Origin of the sequence: Halomicronema hongdechloris C2206, from assembly GCF_002075285.3 — a bacterium.
Taxonomy (GTDB): Bacteria; Cyanobacteriota; Cyanobacteriia; order Phormidesmidales; family Phormidesmidaceae; genus Halomicronema_B; species Halomicronema_B hongdechloris.
This window is the reverse complement of the sequence record NZ_CP021983.2, coordinates 465,446-480,466: the sequence shown is the minus strand read 5'-3', so window position 1 is coordinate 480,466 and position 15,021 is coordinate 465,446. Positions and strand designations below refer to the sequence as shown.

General features: G+C 59.4%; 17 protein-coding genes. 4 read left to right on the top strand and 13 right to left on the bottom strand.

What is annotated here, in order from left to right:
• Positions 1 to 35: 35 nt before the first annotated feature.
• Positions 36 to 452, top strand: coding sequence for a VOC family protein (locus XM38_RS02295; protein ID WP_137454990.1), 417 nt, complete (start codon positions 36 to 38; stop codon positions 450 to 452).
• A 122-nt stretch (positions 453 to 574) separates the two neighbouring features.
• Here the strand turns inward: XM38_RS02295 and aroC are convergent, their stop codons facing one another.
• The 3 genes from aroC to XM38_RS26715 are packed head-to-tail and all read right to left on the bottom strand — an operon-like array spanning position 575 to position 2,567.
• Positions 575 to 1,666, bottom strand: coding sequence for a chorismate synthase (gene aroC, locus XM38_RS02290; RefSeq protein WP_080811895.1), 1,092 nt, complete (start codon positions 1,664 to 1,666; stop codon positions 575 to 577).
• Between the two features lie 39 nt (positions 1,667 to 1,705).
• Entirely contained in the window at positions 1,706 to 2,434 is a 729-nt protein-coding gene (locus tag XM38_RS02285; RefSeq protein WP_225889161.1) for a M23 family metallopeptidase, read from the bottom strand.
• Complete coding sequence (locus XM38_RS26715) at positions 2,364 to 2,567, bottom strand: hypothetical protein (protein ID WP_225889159.1); 204 nt, start codon at positions 2,565 to 2,567, stop codon at positions 2,364 to 2,366. The genes XM38_RS02285 and XM38_RS26715 overlap by 71 nt, the downstream gene beginning before the upstream one ends.
• A 130-nt stretch (positions 2,568 to 2,697) precedes the next feature.
• Here XM38_RS26715 and XM38_RS02280 point away from each other — a divergent pair, with 130 nt between their 5' ends.
• The 3 genes from XM38_RS02280 to XM38_RS02270 all read left to right on the top strand — a co-directional run bounded on the left by XM38_RS02280 (position 2,698) and on the right by XM38_RS02270 (position 5,185).
• Complete coding sequence (locus XM38_RS02280) at positions 2,698 to 3,489, top strand: MBL fold metallo-hydrolase (protein ID WP_088428963.1); 792 nt, start codon at positions 2,698 to 2,700, stop codon at positions 3,487 to 3,489.
• A gap of 279 nt (positions 3,490 to 3,768) precedes the next feature.
• A complete protein-coding gene (gene psb34 / locus XM38_RS02275; RefSeq protein ID WP_137454989.1) occupies positions 3,769 to 3,939 on the top strand; it encodes a photosystem II assembly protein Psb34 in 171 nt (56 codons plus the stop codon).
• Positions 3,940 to 4,384: 445 nt separating this feature from the next.
• Entirely contained in the window at positions 4,385 to 5,185 is an 801-nt protein-coding gene (locus tag XM38_RS02270) for a Ycf66 family protein (RefSeq protein WP_088428961.1), read from the top strand.
• A 139-nt stretch (positions 5,186 to 5,324) separates the two neighbouring features.
• On the opposite strand, the gene XM38_RS02265 is transcribed toward XM38_RS02270, so the two are convergent.
• From XM38_RS02265 to XM38_RS02230, 10 genes are all read right to left on the bottom strand, one after another.
• Positions 5,325 to 6,299 carry a sugar transferase gene (locus tag XM38_RS02265; protein WP_088428959.1) on the bottom strand — a complete coding sequence of 325 codons (975 nt, stop codon included), beginning with the start codon at positions 6,297 to 6,299 and terminating at the stop codon, positions 5,325 to 5,327.
• Positions 6,300 to 6,705: 406 nt separating this feature from the next.
• Positions 6,706 to 7,593: a hypothetical protein gene (locus XM38_RS02260; protein WP_137454988.1), complete on the bottom strand. Its 888-nt coding sequence runs from the start codon at positions 7,591 to 7,593 to the stop codon at positions 6,706 to 6,708.
• The gene (locus XM38_RS02255; protein ID WP_187329239.1) at positions 7,553 to 8,431 is read right to left on the bottom strand and encodes an NACHT domain-containing protein; all 879 of its coding nucleotides are present in this window, start codon (positions 8,429 to 8,431) and stop codon (positions 7,553 to 7,555) included. Before XM38_RS02255 ends, XM38_RS02260 begins: the two co-directional genes overlap by 41 nt.
• 37 nt (positions 8,432 to 8,468) lie before the next feature.
• Positions 8,469 to 8,615, bottom strand: a complete 147-nt coding sequence (locus tag XM38_RS25670) for a hypothetical protein (protein ID WP_187329238.1) — start codon at positions 8,613 to 8,615, stop codon at positions 8,469 to 8,471.
• Between the two features lie 20 nt (positions 8,616 to 8,635).
• Positions 8,636 to 8,776, bottom strand: coding sequence for a hypothetical protein (locus XM38_RS25665; protein WP_187329237.1), 141 nt, complete (start codon positions 8,774 to 8,776; stop codon positions 8,636 to 8,638).
• 135 nt (positions 8,777 to 8,911) lie between these two features.
• On the bottom strand, positions 8,912 to 9,343 hold the full coding sequence (locus XM38_RS02250) for a hypothetical protein (RefSeq protein WP_080814403.1): 432 nt from the start codon (positions 9,341 to 9,343) through the stop codon (positions 8,912 to 8,914).
• A gap of 169 nt (positions 9,344 to 9,512) precedes the next feature.
• On the bottom strand, positions 9,513 to 10,613 hold the full coding sequence (locus XM38_RS02245) for an iron ABC transporter permease (RefSeq protein WP_088428953.1): 1,101 nt from the start codon (positions 10,611 to 10,613) through the stop codon (positions 9,513 to 9,515).
• Positions 10,610 to 10,948 (bottom strand): metallophosphoesterase family protein, encoded by a 339-nt coding sequence (locus tag XM38_RS26710; RefSeq protein WP_225889157.1) that lies wholly within the window; start codon positions 10,946 to 10,948, stop codon positions 10,610 to 10,612. Before XM38_RS26710 ends, XM38_RS02245 begins: the two co-directional genes overlap by 4 nt.
• Before the next feature lie 646 nt (positions 10,949 to 11,594).
• Entirely contained in the window at positions 11,595 to 12,008 is a 414-nt protein-coding gene (locus tag XM38_RS02235) for an ABC transporter substrate-binding protein (RefSeq protein WP_088428951.1), read from the bottom strand.
• A gap of 6 nt (positions 12,009 to 12,014) precedes the next feature.
• Positions 12,015 to 15,005, bottom strand: a complete 2,991-nt coding sequence (locus XM38_RS02230; RefSeq protein WP_088428949.1) for a TonB-dependent receptor domain-containing protein — start codon at positions 15,003 to 15,005, stop codon at positions 12,015 to 12,017.
• Positions 15,006 to 15,021 lie beyond the last annotated feature (16 nt).

The window sequence follows — 15,021 nt, the reverse complement described above, 5'->3', positions numbered from 1 at the left end:
GACTTATGCCATGGGGCACTATCTAGAGCAACAGCATGAGCACAACAGACAAGACGGCAATGGGCCAGGTTGTCTGGCATGACCTTCTCACCAATGACGTTGAGCAGGCAAAGCATTTCTACGCCACCCTCCTGGGCTGGGAGTATCAGATCGAGCATGCTGCCCACTTCGCGTGGACATCCGGTGAGGCTGACTATCCGTTGATCATCGCCAATGGCGCAGCCCAGGGTGGCTTTGTCGATCCTGGTCGAAACATCTCCTCCCGTTGGCTTGCCTTTGTTAGAGTCGAAGACGTCGACACTACAGTAGCGAGGGCAGAAGCTCTGGGCGCCACTATCGACTGGCATCCCTTCGATGTGCCTGGTGTGGGCCGCAATGCCGTGAGCCGTATTTGGTCTGATGAATCCAGGAGCATTCGCGGCGCCTCAGGGAGTCAAGAATACTTAGAATAGCGACCCATTGCCCTGATTGGCATTTTGTTGCACAACCTATGTCAAGACAACCATGCAAGTCAGCACCGCCACCCCTGATAAGAGATTGACGTCGCCATCCGTGAACTGAGTGTCTATCATTGCTAATCCAGCAGATGACATTGGCCGTGATGGCGCAGGAGATGATCACAGAGCACCAGCGCCATCATGGCTTCCACCATCGGTACTGCCCGGGGCAGCACACAGGGATCATGTCGCCCCCGGGCCGCTAACACCGTCTCTTGCCCCTGGCTGGTGACGGTGCGTTGTTCCCGGCGAATGGTGGCGGTGGGCTTAAAGGCCACTCGCATGACAATGGTCTCGCCATTGCTAATGCCGCCCTGGGTGCCCCCAGAGCGATTGGTGCGGGTACGAATCTCGCCCTGGTCATCCCGATAAAACTCGTCGTTGTGCTGGCTGCCGGTCAGGAGGGTGCCGGCAAAGCCCGAGCCCAGCTCAACCCCCTTACTGGCCGGTAGGGACATGACCCCCTTGGCCAAGTCTGCCTCTAGCTTGTCGAATACCGGAGAACCCAGTCCCTTGGGCACTTGGCGAGCCACACATTCTACTACCCCGCCGATGGAATCGCCTTGATCGCGGCTGGCTTCGATGCGGTCGATCATGCGTTCCGCGGCGGTCAGGTCAGGACAGCGGACGATATTACCTTCTACCGCTGCCAGGGTGACGGTATCCACATCGACTGTGGCCTCAAGATCCTGAATCCGCTTCACATAGCCAATGATCTCTACCCCGGCGGCTTGGTGCAGGATCTTCTTGGCGATGGCGCCTGCCGCCACCCGACCGATGGTCTCTCGGGCCGAGGAGCGTCCCCCTCCCTGGTAGTTGCGGAAGCCATACTTGGCGTCATAGGTGGCGTCGGCGTGGGAAGGGCGATAGGTGGTTGCCATCTCGCTATAGTCCTGGGGCCGAGTGTCTTTATTCTGGACCAGGATGGCAATGGGGGTGCCCAGGGTTTTGCCCTGAAACACCCCAGAGAGAATCTGACAGCGATCGCTTTCTTTGCGGGGGGTGGTGATTTTGCTCTGGCCAGGCCGCCGTCGGTCTAGTTCGGCCTGAATCTCGTCACTGCTGATGGCTACCCGGGGCGGACAGCCATCGATGATCACCCCGACCCCACCCCCATGGGACTCGCCAAAGGTGGTGATGCGGAATAAATGGCCGAAGGTATTACCCATGTGCGATCGCACCCCAATCAGACATCCTCTGATCTTAAACTACTGCTGCTCTCGCTCCAGATAGTCGCTCGGATCAACGGCTTCATCCTGATGGTGCACCTCATAGTGCAAATGGGGTCCAGAGGAGCGGCCGGTATTGCCCAGATAGCCCACCAATTCTCCTGGCTGCAGCGATGTCCCCGGGGTAACGGCTATCTCTGATAGATGGGCATAGAGGGTCTTATAGCCATAGCCATGATCCACCACCACGTGGTTGCCATAGCCGCCGGAATTTTCGGCCTCACGCACCCACCCCGCCGCCGCCGTAGCATAGACGGGAGTGCCCCACCGGACCTTTGAAATCGATGCCCCGGTGCATTTCGTGGCACGGCCACCAAAGGGATCGGGCCGCAACCCAAATTCCGATGAAATCGGCAAGGCCTGTTTCACCGGTAGTCCACTGGGAATGGCCGCCGCCCGGGCTGCCTCCGCCGCCAGGGTATCTTCCAGGGCTGGGCGCACATCCCCCTGCCAGACAGAAGTTAACAGGGGTAAGCGGCGTCGAGCCAGCTGAAATAGGGTTTCCGGCGGCACCTCAAGTGGCAGGCCCCCTTGGGAGTCATCCAGCTGCCACTCCGGAGTTCCCGTGTCGGGCAACCCAGCCCGCTGGCGCAGATTCTCGATCTCCGCATCTAGGGAATTCAGTTCCGTCAGCACATCACTGGCAGTATTGGTTAATTCTTGGTTGCGCTCCGTCAGTTGTTCGTTGCGATGCAGCAGCCAGCCCACCCAGGCCGATGCCCCCCCCAGCTGCCATCAAGCCAGCCAGTAGAATGGGAACCAATCGAATGGTCAGGGTGATGGGAGCCGACCCGGTGCGAGTGATCAACACCGTGTAATGGCGAGGAAGTCGAAGACGCATGGCTACCTTGGGGAAACCAGAACGAAAGTATTACAATTTGTAACTAGGCCCCAGGGATTATACGGGGATCACTGTCCCGGAAGCAATTTCCGTCCTTGCTCGCCCCCTAGTCGTCACGCGTCCACCTCCTATGCATCTGACTTGGCTCGATAACAACTCATGGCTGCTGGAAGTAGCCCAGAAACGGTACCTGATCGATCCTTGGCTGGTCGGCCCTCTGGTCTTCGGGCAACAGGCCTGGCTGATTAAAGGCGTCAAGCTTGATCCGCCGCCGATTCCAGAGGCCATTGATGGCATTCTGCTGTCCCAGGGGCTAGAAGATCACGCCCACCCCGAGACCCTAAAGCAGCTTGATCGCCGCATTCCCGTGGTGGCTTCTGCCAATGGGGCTAAGGTGGTCGCAGCCTTGGGGTATGAGCGAGTAACGGCTCTGGACCATGGCCAGAGTACTACCCTAGATGACACCCTAGACATCACGGCGGTGCCAGGGGCGCCCATCGGTCCCTTTCTGGTGGAAAACGGTTATCTGCTGTGCGATCGCACCACGGGGCTACGCCTGTTCTACGAACCCCACGGCTTCCACAACGATTCCTTGCAACAAGCAGCTCCTGTAGATGTGGTGATTACCCCAGTGGTAGACCTAAAGCTTCCCCTGGTGGGGCCGATCCTACGGGGACGCCAAGGCGCCTTAGAACTGGCCACCTGGCTCCGTCCCCAGGTGATTCTGCCCACCGCCGACGCTGGGCAGACCAAATTCTCAGGGATTTTGGCTGCTTGGCTTCAGGCCCTAGGAGGCGTCGATACCCTGCGCAGCGACCTGGCCCAACGTCATCTTTCCACCCAAGTTCTCATCCCTACTGTTGGTGAGCCGGTTACACTAGACCTGACTCCCCTAGACAAGGCTGCCTCCGAACAGCCGTAACAGCCAGTTGCCGCCGCCTCAGGCCGCCAGACATTTGCCAATGTTGAAATATCTTTAGAAAACTTTAGATTTAACAGCAATTTTGATATGGTAACTCAAAGCCGGTTCATGATCCCCGTTGCCGGAGGACCAGCCACCGTCAGGGGGGGATCTTCGTAGAAGGCTGCGCCAAACTGAACCAAGATCTGGAGGTTGTCTGCAAAGAGACCTGCACATCTGGCCTAGGACGTAGGCTGGCCGCGCCGGTAATGTTGTCTATTAAGTCAGGAAATCGACTGTATGCCGTACACCACAGAAGATGGCGGGCGCCTCAACAACTTTGCCCACGAGCCCAAGATGTATCAGACCCAACCCCCCACCACCAAGGACAAGCGTAACTATGCCATTTTGGGCCTCCTGGCGGTAGCCTTAGTGGCCGGGCTATTGACGCTGACGGTGGCCATTTCTTAGGTGTACAGCTAAGAACAGCGCGATAGCTGATAGTCGAGCCGATACCGGTCCTGATTCGGCTACAGTGTTTCCGAATTTAGGTTGCCGACTCTAGTGGGGGGCAGGGATGCCATAGCCCCCCTGACTGGTAGGAGACGAACTCTCCCTCACCCCGCGCCGGAAACACGTTAGGCCCCTTGTGTTGCCAAAACTAAGCGAGAGCGTAGCCATGGCTACGCTCTTTCTGTCACTCTGGCTAAAGGCTGCTTCCTCTCAAGGATTGCAATCACCGATCCCTGCGGTCAGGCCGGCTGGGTCTAGCCGAGACGATATCATGGAGGCTAGTACGCCATGGCGGCAGTCGGCCAACCAATCTACTCTCCAACTCTCTGGCCCCTCTGCCACAGATAGTGGTAGTCAACCTGGCGCTGCAGGCTACTAGTTGCCCGTTTCCTAAGCTCTTATCATGCTGTCTTATCTATTAGCGTTGGCTGTGGCCCTGAGCAGTCTGGCTCTGTATCTGGCAGCCTTCTTTTACCCGGAGCTCCATCGCAAGCAAGACTTTCTCTGGAGTGGGGTTGGTCTTTTCTATGCTCTTATCCTATGGCTGTGCGCCGGTCAGATGACGGGGGCCTTATTGTTGGGGCAGCTAGCCAGTGTGTCGTTGATTATGGCGTTGGGATGGCAAACCCTATGGCTAAGACGCCAGCGTACTCCTCAACCCCTGCAAACCATCGTCTCGACAGACTCCTGGCAGAGATTACGGCAGCTGTTTATCGAACCCTTCATGACCTGGAGTCAACGGTTGGGCCTGAGCCAATGGTGGCAGACGGTGCCCTGGCCCAGTATTGCCTCCGACACCGATGACGCCGATGACACCGATCAGGAGGACCTCTCTCCAAGTGCTGAGGCGGAGTCCCGCCGACCTCACCCAGCGACTCGGCGGGCCACCCACTACGAGTTCATCGACGAGACCCGGCAACCGTGGCCCGATGTTTCTCCTGGTGCCGCCCCTGCGGTGACGACGACGGCTCCTGGTTCTGGGCGGGGCAAGACGGCGGCGGTGACTGCCGATAAGCAACAGACCAGGCCGGTTGAGGCCTCCCCACCACGGCCATCCCCTAAAAAACCGGCCGCCGCGGCGGCCACACCGACACCAGAGACCTCGCCCCCGTCCTGGCTAGGCCGCATGGTAATCGTGAAAGACTGGGTGTTGGAGGTGGCCCAGGGGCTGCTAAAACCCAAGCGCCAAACGAGCCATGATTGAACTGCCCCCCAGGCCCCGCTCCATTCCTCGCCCCCCTGATGGAGCCAGCGATAGCCAGGAGCAGCCCTCGGCCAGGGACAACAAGGAGACGGGGCTCTCGTCCCCTGAGCCCACCACTGATGACCCGCAGGACAAGGACTCAAACGGCTCCTCGCCGGGTGAGTAGGACCCAGATAGTCAGGAGCATCAACCGCAGGTCGTACCAGATACTCCAATGGCGCTGGTAGGCTAAGTCCAGGCGAATTACCTCTTCAAAGCGGCGAATGCAGGAGCGTCCCTTCACTTGCCATTCCCCGGTGATGCCGGGCTTCACGTCCAGTCGTTGCCACTCTGGCACCTCATACTGAGCCAGTTCCTCTGGCGTCGGGGGACGGGTACCTACCAGACTCATATCTCCCTGAAGCACATTCCAAAACTGAGGAAACTCATCTAGGCTAGTGCGCCGCAAGAACTGGCCCACTCGGGTAATGCGGGGGTCATTGGCATTTTTGAATAAAGGACCTTCTAATTCATTGCAAACCTGGTGTTTCAGGGCTTCGGCATTGATTACCATGGAGCGAAACTTCCACATGACGAAGTGCTGACCCATCCAAGAGCAGCGAATCTGGCCGAAGAATACTGGCCCGCCGTCGTCTAGTTTGATGGCAATGGCCACGGGAACCCACAGCAGGGCAGTGATACCCAAGCCCACGACGGCCCCCAGAATATCTAGTAGCCGTTTAGTGCGACAGCGCACCGAGGGGTGGGTGTTAAGAAATGCCGTGGACGATGAGGCGTGTCCGGTGTGATCAGTGACGGCAGCACTCGATTCAAAGACAAAGCAGCTGTCTAGGCTGGCCAGTTCTAGAGCCATAGCCACCTGGGGGGTGACGTCTCGCAGCACCAGGACACCCCCTTGTTGCCGGCAGAGCCGCCGGCAAATGACCAGGGCCCCCAAGCCACTACTGTCGATGAAGGTGGTATCGCTGAGATCGAGTATCAGTCGAGATACAGAGCCTATGGCGAGGGCATCTTGGCAGCGCTGTTTCAGCTCTACCGCTTCTAAAACCGTTAGCATCAGGGGCAGACGCAATATCACGGGTGGAGTAATCGGTAACGCAACTGACCGGGACATGGGAGCATGTGAGTCCATGGGAGACACCAGCAATGACGGCTCCAGCCGAGGCACTGACCTGCTCTGGGAACTACGCTTAGGGTTCCCAAGTTGGCGGCAAAACTCCCTAGCAAATCCTATAGCAACCGTGCCTATGCTTAGGACGGTTGCGGTCAGATAGCTCCCTAGTCTAGGCATGGGAGCGATTCTCAATGTCCTAAGCTACCTGACAAACGCAATAGGATAGAGACACGACGGAGTTACAGGAGTGTGCTGGAATGGCTTCTCCATGGACGCCAGGAGACGACAGCTGGCAGAATTGGGTGGTGGTGGTTGGATATATGGTGCTATTGGGGGTAATCACCTGGAAAGTGCTGAAAACTCCTCCCCGTGAATGAGGCTAGCGGTCTGGACGTCTAGGCTGCGGTTAGGGACGAGATGGCTGGAGCTGGGCGAAGTGTTCCATCAGAGCCCGGTGAATGAAGGCATAGCCACCGCCCACTTTGTGCAGAAAGATGCGATCGCAACCATAGTTGAGAAAGTGGGCATAATTCCAGGGCGTGTAGCCATGCCACCACAGTAAGATCCGGACCACCCCATGCTTGATGCAGGTGATGCCAGAGCCTTGAGCGCCGATGAACGCGGCCAGGAGTCCAAAGATCAGCCCATTGACAATGCCGAAGGCCGCCCCCCGGGCTGGGCTTAAATGCAGTCCCTGCAGGGTGCCCACAAAGAAGCCCGTGGGTAGGCCAATGGCCAAGCTCATTCTCAGGGCATTAGTCGCCGAGCGCCAAATCCCCTGATTTGGCACGATTACTGTCTCCACCTCCTGCCCCCGGGAAAAGCCAAACACCATGGCAATCATCAGCCCCATCAGACTAAACAGCAGCAGGGGAATGGCACCGGTCTGCTCTGGGATAACAAAATCCTTAGTGAAAAAGTACAGCACCAGGCCCACCAACACCCCCAGGATGAGTTTTCCTGATGCTTGCCGCCAGGACCAGCGAATCGTCTCTACCGGGTCAATGGGCTGGTGGATAAAGCCATAGACCACCAAGCCCACCAGGCCGTAGAGTAATCCGTAGGCCACCCCCACCCAGACATTCTGCCAACTCTGCCAGAAGGCGAGGCCAAAGATGAGCCCCAATGATCCTGCCCCCAGCAGCCGCCCGGCCAGGCTGCGGCGCACCAGGCTACTGCCGAGGCCGGATAACAGGCCATAGACCAGGCCGGCGACCAAGCCATAGAGGGCTCCCTGGCCAGCGAATCCCCAGCTAAAGGCCACTCCCACTGGCGCATCTAATAGTCCTTTCAACAACCCAATATGGAGCGCCCCCCCAGAGCATAAACACCCCCCACCGCACCCCAATGCGATAAAGTGCCCGTTGCCAGGGAGTAGGCAGTTGCTGCGGCTGTAATTCCTCGATTAAAAAGACCGCCTGGGAGGTAACTAGCATCTGCTGGGCCAGCCAGGTTAACCAGCTCAGGGTCTGCTGGGGACTGTAGTGGTCTCGCCCAGAGCGGTGCTTGAACATCTGGCGAATGTAGGCGTCAAATACCGACGTTCGCTGGCTGGTGGTTTGAGCTAAGGGCTGGGAGGGAATATCGTCGTAGGTGAGACAAATCAGCTGCAACATCAGGGGGCTATTGGCTAGTTCCATCAGCGTCTTATCGTGATGAATGCGCTGCTGCAGATTGTCTGTGGCGGGATGGGCCGCCAAATAGGTATCAATTTGGTCAGGTGTTAAAGATCGCACTTCCACCGCCAACTGAAAATCCAACTGATTGGGCAGGGCCTCATAATCCTGGGTGCGGCAGACCACCACCAGTTCTGGCCCATAGTCCTGGTAAAACTGATTCAGGGCCTCGACACAGTCATCCCGGCGGGGCAGGGGCACTTCATCCAGGCCGTCCAGCAGCAGTAGCAACTGTTGTTGCTGAAGCCAGCCCTGGCCCACGCTGCGAGGCACCTGGTATTTACTGTTGAGTTCATGGATCAGCCAGTCGGCCATGGCCTGTTTCTTGCTGCCCCAGGAGGCTAAATTCACCACCACCGGGATGCGCAGATCGGCAGTTTGGTCAGCCCGGGCCACTAAACAGCGGGTCAGTTCAAACAGCAGGGTGGTTTTACCGCTGCAGGGTCCCCCCAACAACAGCAACGACCGGCTTCCCCTAGCTGCTGCGAACAGCTCAAATAACTGGGTGCCCGCCGGCAGGAAGCTGGCGCTGCTGATCTTGGGCCTGATCTACAGCACTCCAAGGAGCCAGTACCAGATCGGGTCGCAGTTCCAGGGGCGGATGCAGTAAGGGCTGTTGCCGCAGGGAGGTCTCAAACACCCCGCGCGACCAGTAGTGTTCTACTTGCGCAGCAGGGCCTGACGATTGCGGTACAGCTGTCGCAGCAAGCCGGGACCGACGCCACTGGCTTCTGCTTGGAAAACGTTGACGATGACATCTTTGAAGATGTTGCCGGAGCCTTGATTTATGCAGTAGGTCACCCCCGACTGCCCCCCACCTGGCTCTCAGATACAAGGAGTGGCAATCTCATACTGGCGGGAGGGTTTATCGCTCATGGTTGCGGGTAGATAGTGGCCCTGATGGCAGCGAGAGTACTGCCAGGAGATGTAGACAATTTAAAGCAACAACAAGGTGTTGGCGGCGACGCCGAACCAAGGGGCCAGGGTAGAGGTCAATCCTTGCAGCTGCTGCCACAGGGATTGGGAGGCTTCGACGGTGGCTCCGGCCTCTTGTAAGACTTTAGTGGCTCGCTGAAAATTCTTGACGGCAAACCCCTTATCGGGCTCCTGGGCCTGGACCTCGTCCTTGGTGGCATCTAGGTGCCGCAGGGCTTTTTGCTTCTGCTCGTCCGGCAGGGCGGCGGTTTGGATCAGCTGCTGCATCTGGGTAATCAGCTCGACCACCTGCTCAGCTGACGGGGCCACCTCACCGCTCTGGTCGTTTAAAGACTGGATCACGTCACCGCCGACCTGCCCCGCAATCGCTGCCCGTTGAGAAACCTGGCTGTTGCTGATGCTGAAGCTTTGAGAAGAGGGAGTTTCCGCCATGGGTCATGACCTCAGAACGTACCGCCATTCTAGCGGAGGCAGCTGTGTTTACAAGCGATGGCTATCCATGACAAGGTCACTAGCCTCCTGGAAGGGGCTAAGGCCGACTTGCCGACAGGGTAGTCATGCCAGGTCCTCCAACTGCGGCTTTTAACAGGGTTGACCGGAGTTAATAAAATAGCCGATATCGCTTCAGCATCAGCCAGATCACGACGGGGCCACCGAGCAGGGCTGTCACGGCGTTGAGGGGCAGAATCGTCTGGCTACTGGGGAGTTGGGCGATCAGATCGGCCATCAAGGCCAGGAGGGTCCCGAGTAAGGCGGCGGCGGGGACTAAGCGGCGATGATCCAGCGTGCCCAGCAGGCTGCGGGCCAGGTGGGGCACCGCCACCCCCAGAAAGGCAATGGGGCCACAGAAGGCGGTGACGGTGCCCGCCAGCAGGGAGGCACTGACGATCAAATAACCGCGAATCCAGTGAATGGAGAGCCCTAGACCGCGGGCCTGTTCTTCCCCCAGCAGCAGCAGGTTGAGCCGTTGACACAGAAGCTGGGCCAGGACTAGTCCCGCGACGATGGGCGGGAGCAGGATGGGAATCTGGGCCCAGGTGACCCCCCCGAAGCTGCCGAAGGTCCAGTTCAGGTAAGCCAGGGTTTGGTCCAACTGGCTGAAGTGCAGCAGGATGCTCACCAGCGCGTTGGTGGTGTAGCCAAACATGAGGCCAAAAATCAGCAGGGCCAGGGAACTGCGGACCCGGTGAGCCATCCCCAAGACCACTGCCATGGTGATGGCCGCTCCCAGGCTGGCCGCCACAACCACACTAAACTGGGAGAGGCCGGTCATCCAGGCGAATCCGGCCATGTTGCCGGTGAGCACCACCAATGCCACTCCCAGACTGGCTCCAGCGTTGATGCCCAACACCGACGGGCCAGCCAGGGGATTGCGGAAGAGGGCCTGCAGTTGCAGCCCACTGATGGCCAGTGCCGCGCCCGACAGGCTGGCCGCGATCGCTCGGGGCAGGCGAAATTGCAGCACGATGTTCTGCCAGGTGTCTCGTGTCGGCTCTCCCCCCAGCAGAATGGTGAGGATGTCCGTCAGCGGAATGGAGACCGATCCCAAAGTCAAGCTGGCCAGGAAGCTCGCCAACACCAGTCCCCCCAGGCTGACGAAGGCACCCCAGCATCGCCAACGGCCAGTTGGCGGGAAAGGTTTAGCAGCAGCAGAGCGGGATTTCACGACCTGGGTGGGGGCAACAGAAGGAGTGTCAATCATGGGGGAATAGGAACCGAGTGTACTCGCTGCACCTGAGTGCGGTGGCTACCATCAGCCAACAAGGACAGCAGGCGAAATCCGGGCAGATGACAGTGGGGAGTTGCGATCGCAGGGGTGACCTGTAAACAGGTGGAAGGACAGCCGTAGAAGGCCACCGTTGGCTGCCCGGGCTGGGCCAAACGGTGGTGGGCGAACGCCTGATGGATGTGACCAAACAGCACCAAACGCACCTGGGGAAAGGTGTCTACGATGGCGAGGAAATCGGTGGCGTTGAGCACGGGCATCTGATCCAGCCAGTCGATGCCGGTGGGCACGGGATGGTGATGGCAGGGCAATCAGGGTGGGCTGTTCTCGATGGCGGCTCAGTTCGGCCTGCAGCCCGTGCAGCTGATCGGCCCCCAGATACCCTTCCCCAAAGCGGGCCTGGGGCAGCACCGAATTAGCAACAGCAGCCGCCAGGTGCCCAGATCAATGGATTGGAGACCGGAGAACCCCGGTGCCCGAAACACCCGTTTGCAAGGTGGGCAGATGATCGTGGTTGCCGGGTAGCCAGTAGGACCGGAACCTGCAGGGCCTGCAGCCTGAGCGCAATTGCCTGTAGGCGGCAGCATCCCCCCTGATCAGCCAGATCGCCGGTCAACAAGAACGGCATCGGGACGATGGTCGCCAGTGGGGTCAGGACCGCTTGCAGGGTGCGCCAGGGAGTGCAGCCCCGCAGTTCTGCCTGGGGCTGGGCAGCAGGTGGGTGTCGGTGATCTGGGCCAGGGTGATGGGGCCAGTCATGGCTGTAAGGGTTGGTAATACACCAGCTCGTGGTCGGGCAACAGCTGCGGATGAAAGAGCTTAATCAGGTCGGCCAGCACCTGATCGGGATTGACGATGCCGCTTTCCCAGTAGTCGTTGCTGCCGTGGGCATTGACGCGGGCCGTATTGTTGTAGATCTGATGGGTTTTCCAGGCGGCAAACTGGCCATAGCGGGGGTCAGTTGCGATCGCATCCTGGCGACTCTGCCACTCGGACTGACATTGATCCAGACATCGGCTTCGGCTGCCCGGTCATACACACCGCCTCAAAGTCCAGGGGCACACTACCGGTCTGCTCTACCTCGGCCCAGAGGTAGTCGGCCCCGGCATCTTCCAGGAGCTGGGCGACATAGCTCTGACCCCCCGGCACATACCAGGTGCCGTCATAGCTGAAGCCAGTCAACACCGTCGGTCGCGCCTGAATCGAGGCAGTCAGTCGCGTCAGCGCCTCGTACTCCGTCGCGATCGCCGCAAATTCCGCCTCGGCCTGGGCTTCTTGATTGAAGAACAGGGCCGTGAATTTCAGCCATTCCGCCTGACCCAGAGGCGACGGCTCCAGGTATTCCGCCACGATCGCCACCGGAATCCCCACCCCCCATCAAGCGGGATAGCGATCGCGGTCCCCTTCCCCGGTGGCGAAGGCCATCACCAGGTCGGGGGCCGCCTCCACCAGCCGCTCCCAGTTCAAGACATTGCCCGAGTTGAATTCCTGCAGCTGGCCCTGGTCAATCTGGCGGCGCACGCTGGGCGTATTCACCTGCTGAAATTGGCCTACCCCAATCAGCGCCTCGACTTCATGCAACCGGTCAAAATGGGGCAGGTGCGTGGTCGAGAGGGCCACCACCCGGTTCACCGGAATGTCGACCACCTGGGCCTGCTCAAAGCCAGCCGGCGGCGGCGTGCCACACTGCACCAGCAGGTACTGAAACTGGGTGTCTGCGTTTTTCCAGGGATGGGTCACCGTCACCACCTTGTAGTGGCCATGGTAGGTCACCGAAAACCCCCTGGCATACTCCAGGTCAACCTTGTCGGGGAAATAATCGCGATCAGGGTCATAGGCCTGCACACACTCCGAATCAGTGGCCTCAGCGGGCGATCGCTCTGCGGCGGTTGGGCCGGAGGCATCCTGACACCCCCCCAGCAAGCCCACCACCAGTGCCCCCAAGAGCACGGTGCGCCTCAGTGGCCCCGGAGGGGGTTGGATGACGGTTTCCCAGCAGTTCACCATCTTGTGCGTCCTCGTCAGGTCTACCAACAGGTGGGATGGGCGCGCCCCGGATTCGCTAGAGATGAGGGGGCATCCGCTGCTCACCCACGATCGGGGGCTGCCGTTAAAACGTGCTTCGCAGTCCCACCTGAACATTGCGGCCCACCCCTGGAAGCCCGGAAACTCTTCAAATTGGGTGTCAAAGAGATTGTTGACACTGGCATTGACGGAGAAGGACTCGCCCAGGGGGACTCGCAGCTTAACGTCCACCGTGGTGCGACCATCGAGGGACTCTTGATTGCCCCGATCCACGAACACGTCGCTGATAGAGTGGAGAAACAGCGCCGCATACAGCCCCTGCGCGGACTCGTAGGCGACCCCCAGATTCCAGCTATCGGCATGGGTAAAGGGCACGGCATTGCCATCATTATCGGGGTTGGGGCCTGCCAGAATCTCTGGGTCATTCCAGGTGTAGTTGGCAAAGGCAAACACATTCTTAAACAGTTGATAGTTCAGTTCACTCTCAATGCCGATGGATCGCACCCGCCCGATGTTTTGCGGCGTGAAGGTGGCCAGGTCAAAGCTGATGGCGTCCTCAATATCGCTCCAATAAACCGTGACGCGCAGCAGCCCGCGATCGCCCAATTCCTGGTCGATGCCCACATCCGCACTCAGCCCCGACTCCGGACTCAGATCGGGATTGTTGAACGGCTCGAAGAACAGGTCTGCCAGCGTCGGCACCCGGAAATTGCGGGCAAAATTGGCCCGCAAGGAGGTGGTCTCTGTCACGGCCACCCGCGTCCCCAAGTTGAAGGAGGTAAACGAGCCAGCGGCCAGGTCATTGAAATCTTGCCGAATGCCCAGGTTGGCAGTGATGCGGGGGGTGAAATCGACCTGGTAGCGGGCAAACAGCCCCACTTGCGTGATGGTATCGCTGTAGTCTTCCGTGCGCTGGTCAGTGGTCAGATTCAGCGTCGTTCGCTGGGCCTGCACATTGCGGTAATCCACGCCGTAAGTCAGGTTCTGGTGACTGGTGAACTGCCAGGCATGCTGCAGTTGTCCCCCCAGCGACGTCTGCTCCGTCACGCTCTGGGACGGCAATTCAAACGGGGTGTCTGCCACGGCATCGGTGAAGGTCAAATCGACCAAATCGGCATAGACGCGAGCCGTCAACCGGGAATCATCCCCCTGGCCCAATGCCGACTCGAAGGTGATATCCATCAGCCAGTTTTCGCTGTATTGGCGATCATCTTCGGTTAAGGCATTGAAGCCGCCGGAAATGCTGCCGGGGACAGGCACCCCCCCCGGTATGCCCAGGTCTTTACTGAGATAGAGCAAGCCAAATCGCAGTTGACTGCGCGCATCAAGGTCGCCCACCAGACTGACATTGACGTTGTTATACAGGACGTCAGCATTACTGCGGGTGTCCTCAACGTCAGTTGTCGTGAGGCTAAAGGGAAAGTCATTCTCCGCGGCCGTGCGGTTATAGCCCACCCGCCAGCTGCCTTGCTCTGCCGTCCCGCGCAACTGGATCACCTGATCGTTAAACCCAAAGCGGCCCACGCTCGCCTGGGCCGCTGTCTCCAGCCCCGCTGCCTGCAAGGGACGGCGGGTGATGATATTGATCACGCCGCCAATGGCATTAGAGCCGTACAGCACCGAGCCTCCCCCCGGCAGCACCTCGATGCGCTCCACCGCATCGGTCGTGAAATTAGACAGATCGAATGCCCCAGTGGCCCCGATTTCATTAATAGGACGACCGTCCAACAGAATCAGCGTTTGAGACGAAGAGCTGCCTCGGATGAATTGCCCACTCAGGCTGCCTAACCGCCCCCCAGTGGTGCCCTCACTCAAGATCCCCGGCAAATAGCGCAAGGCTTCATCCACCGTGCGCGCCCCCTGGGCTTCGATTTGCTCCCGGTTGATCACATACACGGGCCGACTGGCTTCCTGCACCGTCCCCTGCCGCCGAAAGGGAGTATACACGGGCTGATTGAGAATGCGCTCGGTCACGTTGATTCGCAGTGCCGCCGGAGCCTCTTCAGCGTCCGCTTCGTCTTCCTCTGTCTGGGCAATCGTCCCAGCCGTCGGACCTGTATCCCTGACTGGCGTCAGGGACAATTGGTCGTCCCGGGGTCTGTCCGCCGAGGGAGATTGGGGCACCGATTGTAGATCGGCCGCGTCCGTGGACACGGGAGTGGCGTCCCCAGAGATGCCGTCCCCAGCGTCGCTGGAGTGGGCAGGGGCGATCGCGCGATCGCCCGAGGCTGCCGATGGTTCATCGCTGGAAACCGGCATCGAAGACAGGGCATCCGCGAAGGCGGGTGGCAACACCAAGCCCGTTGCCGCGACGGTCAGCAGGGGCATCCACGTGTGTTTCATGAGGGGGCTCTCCAAA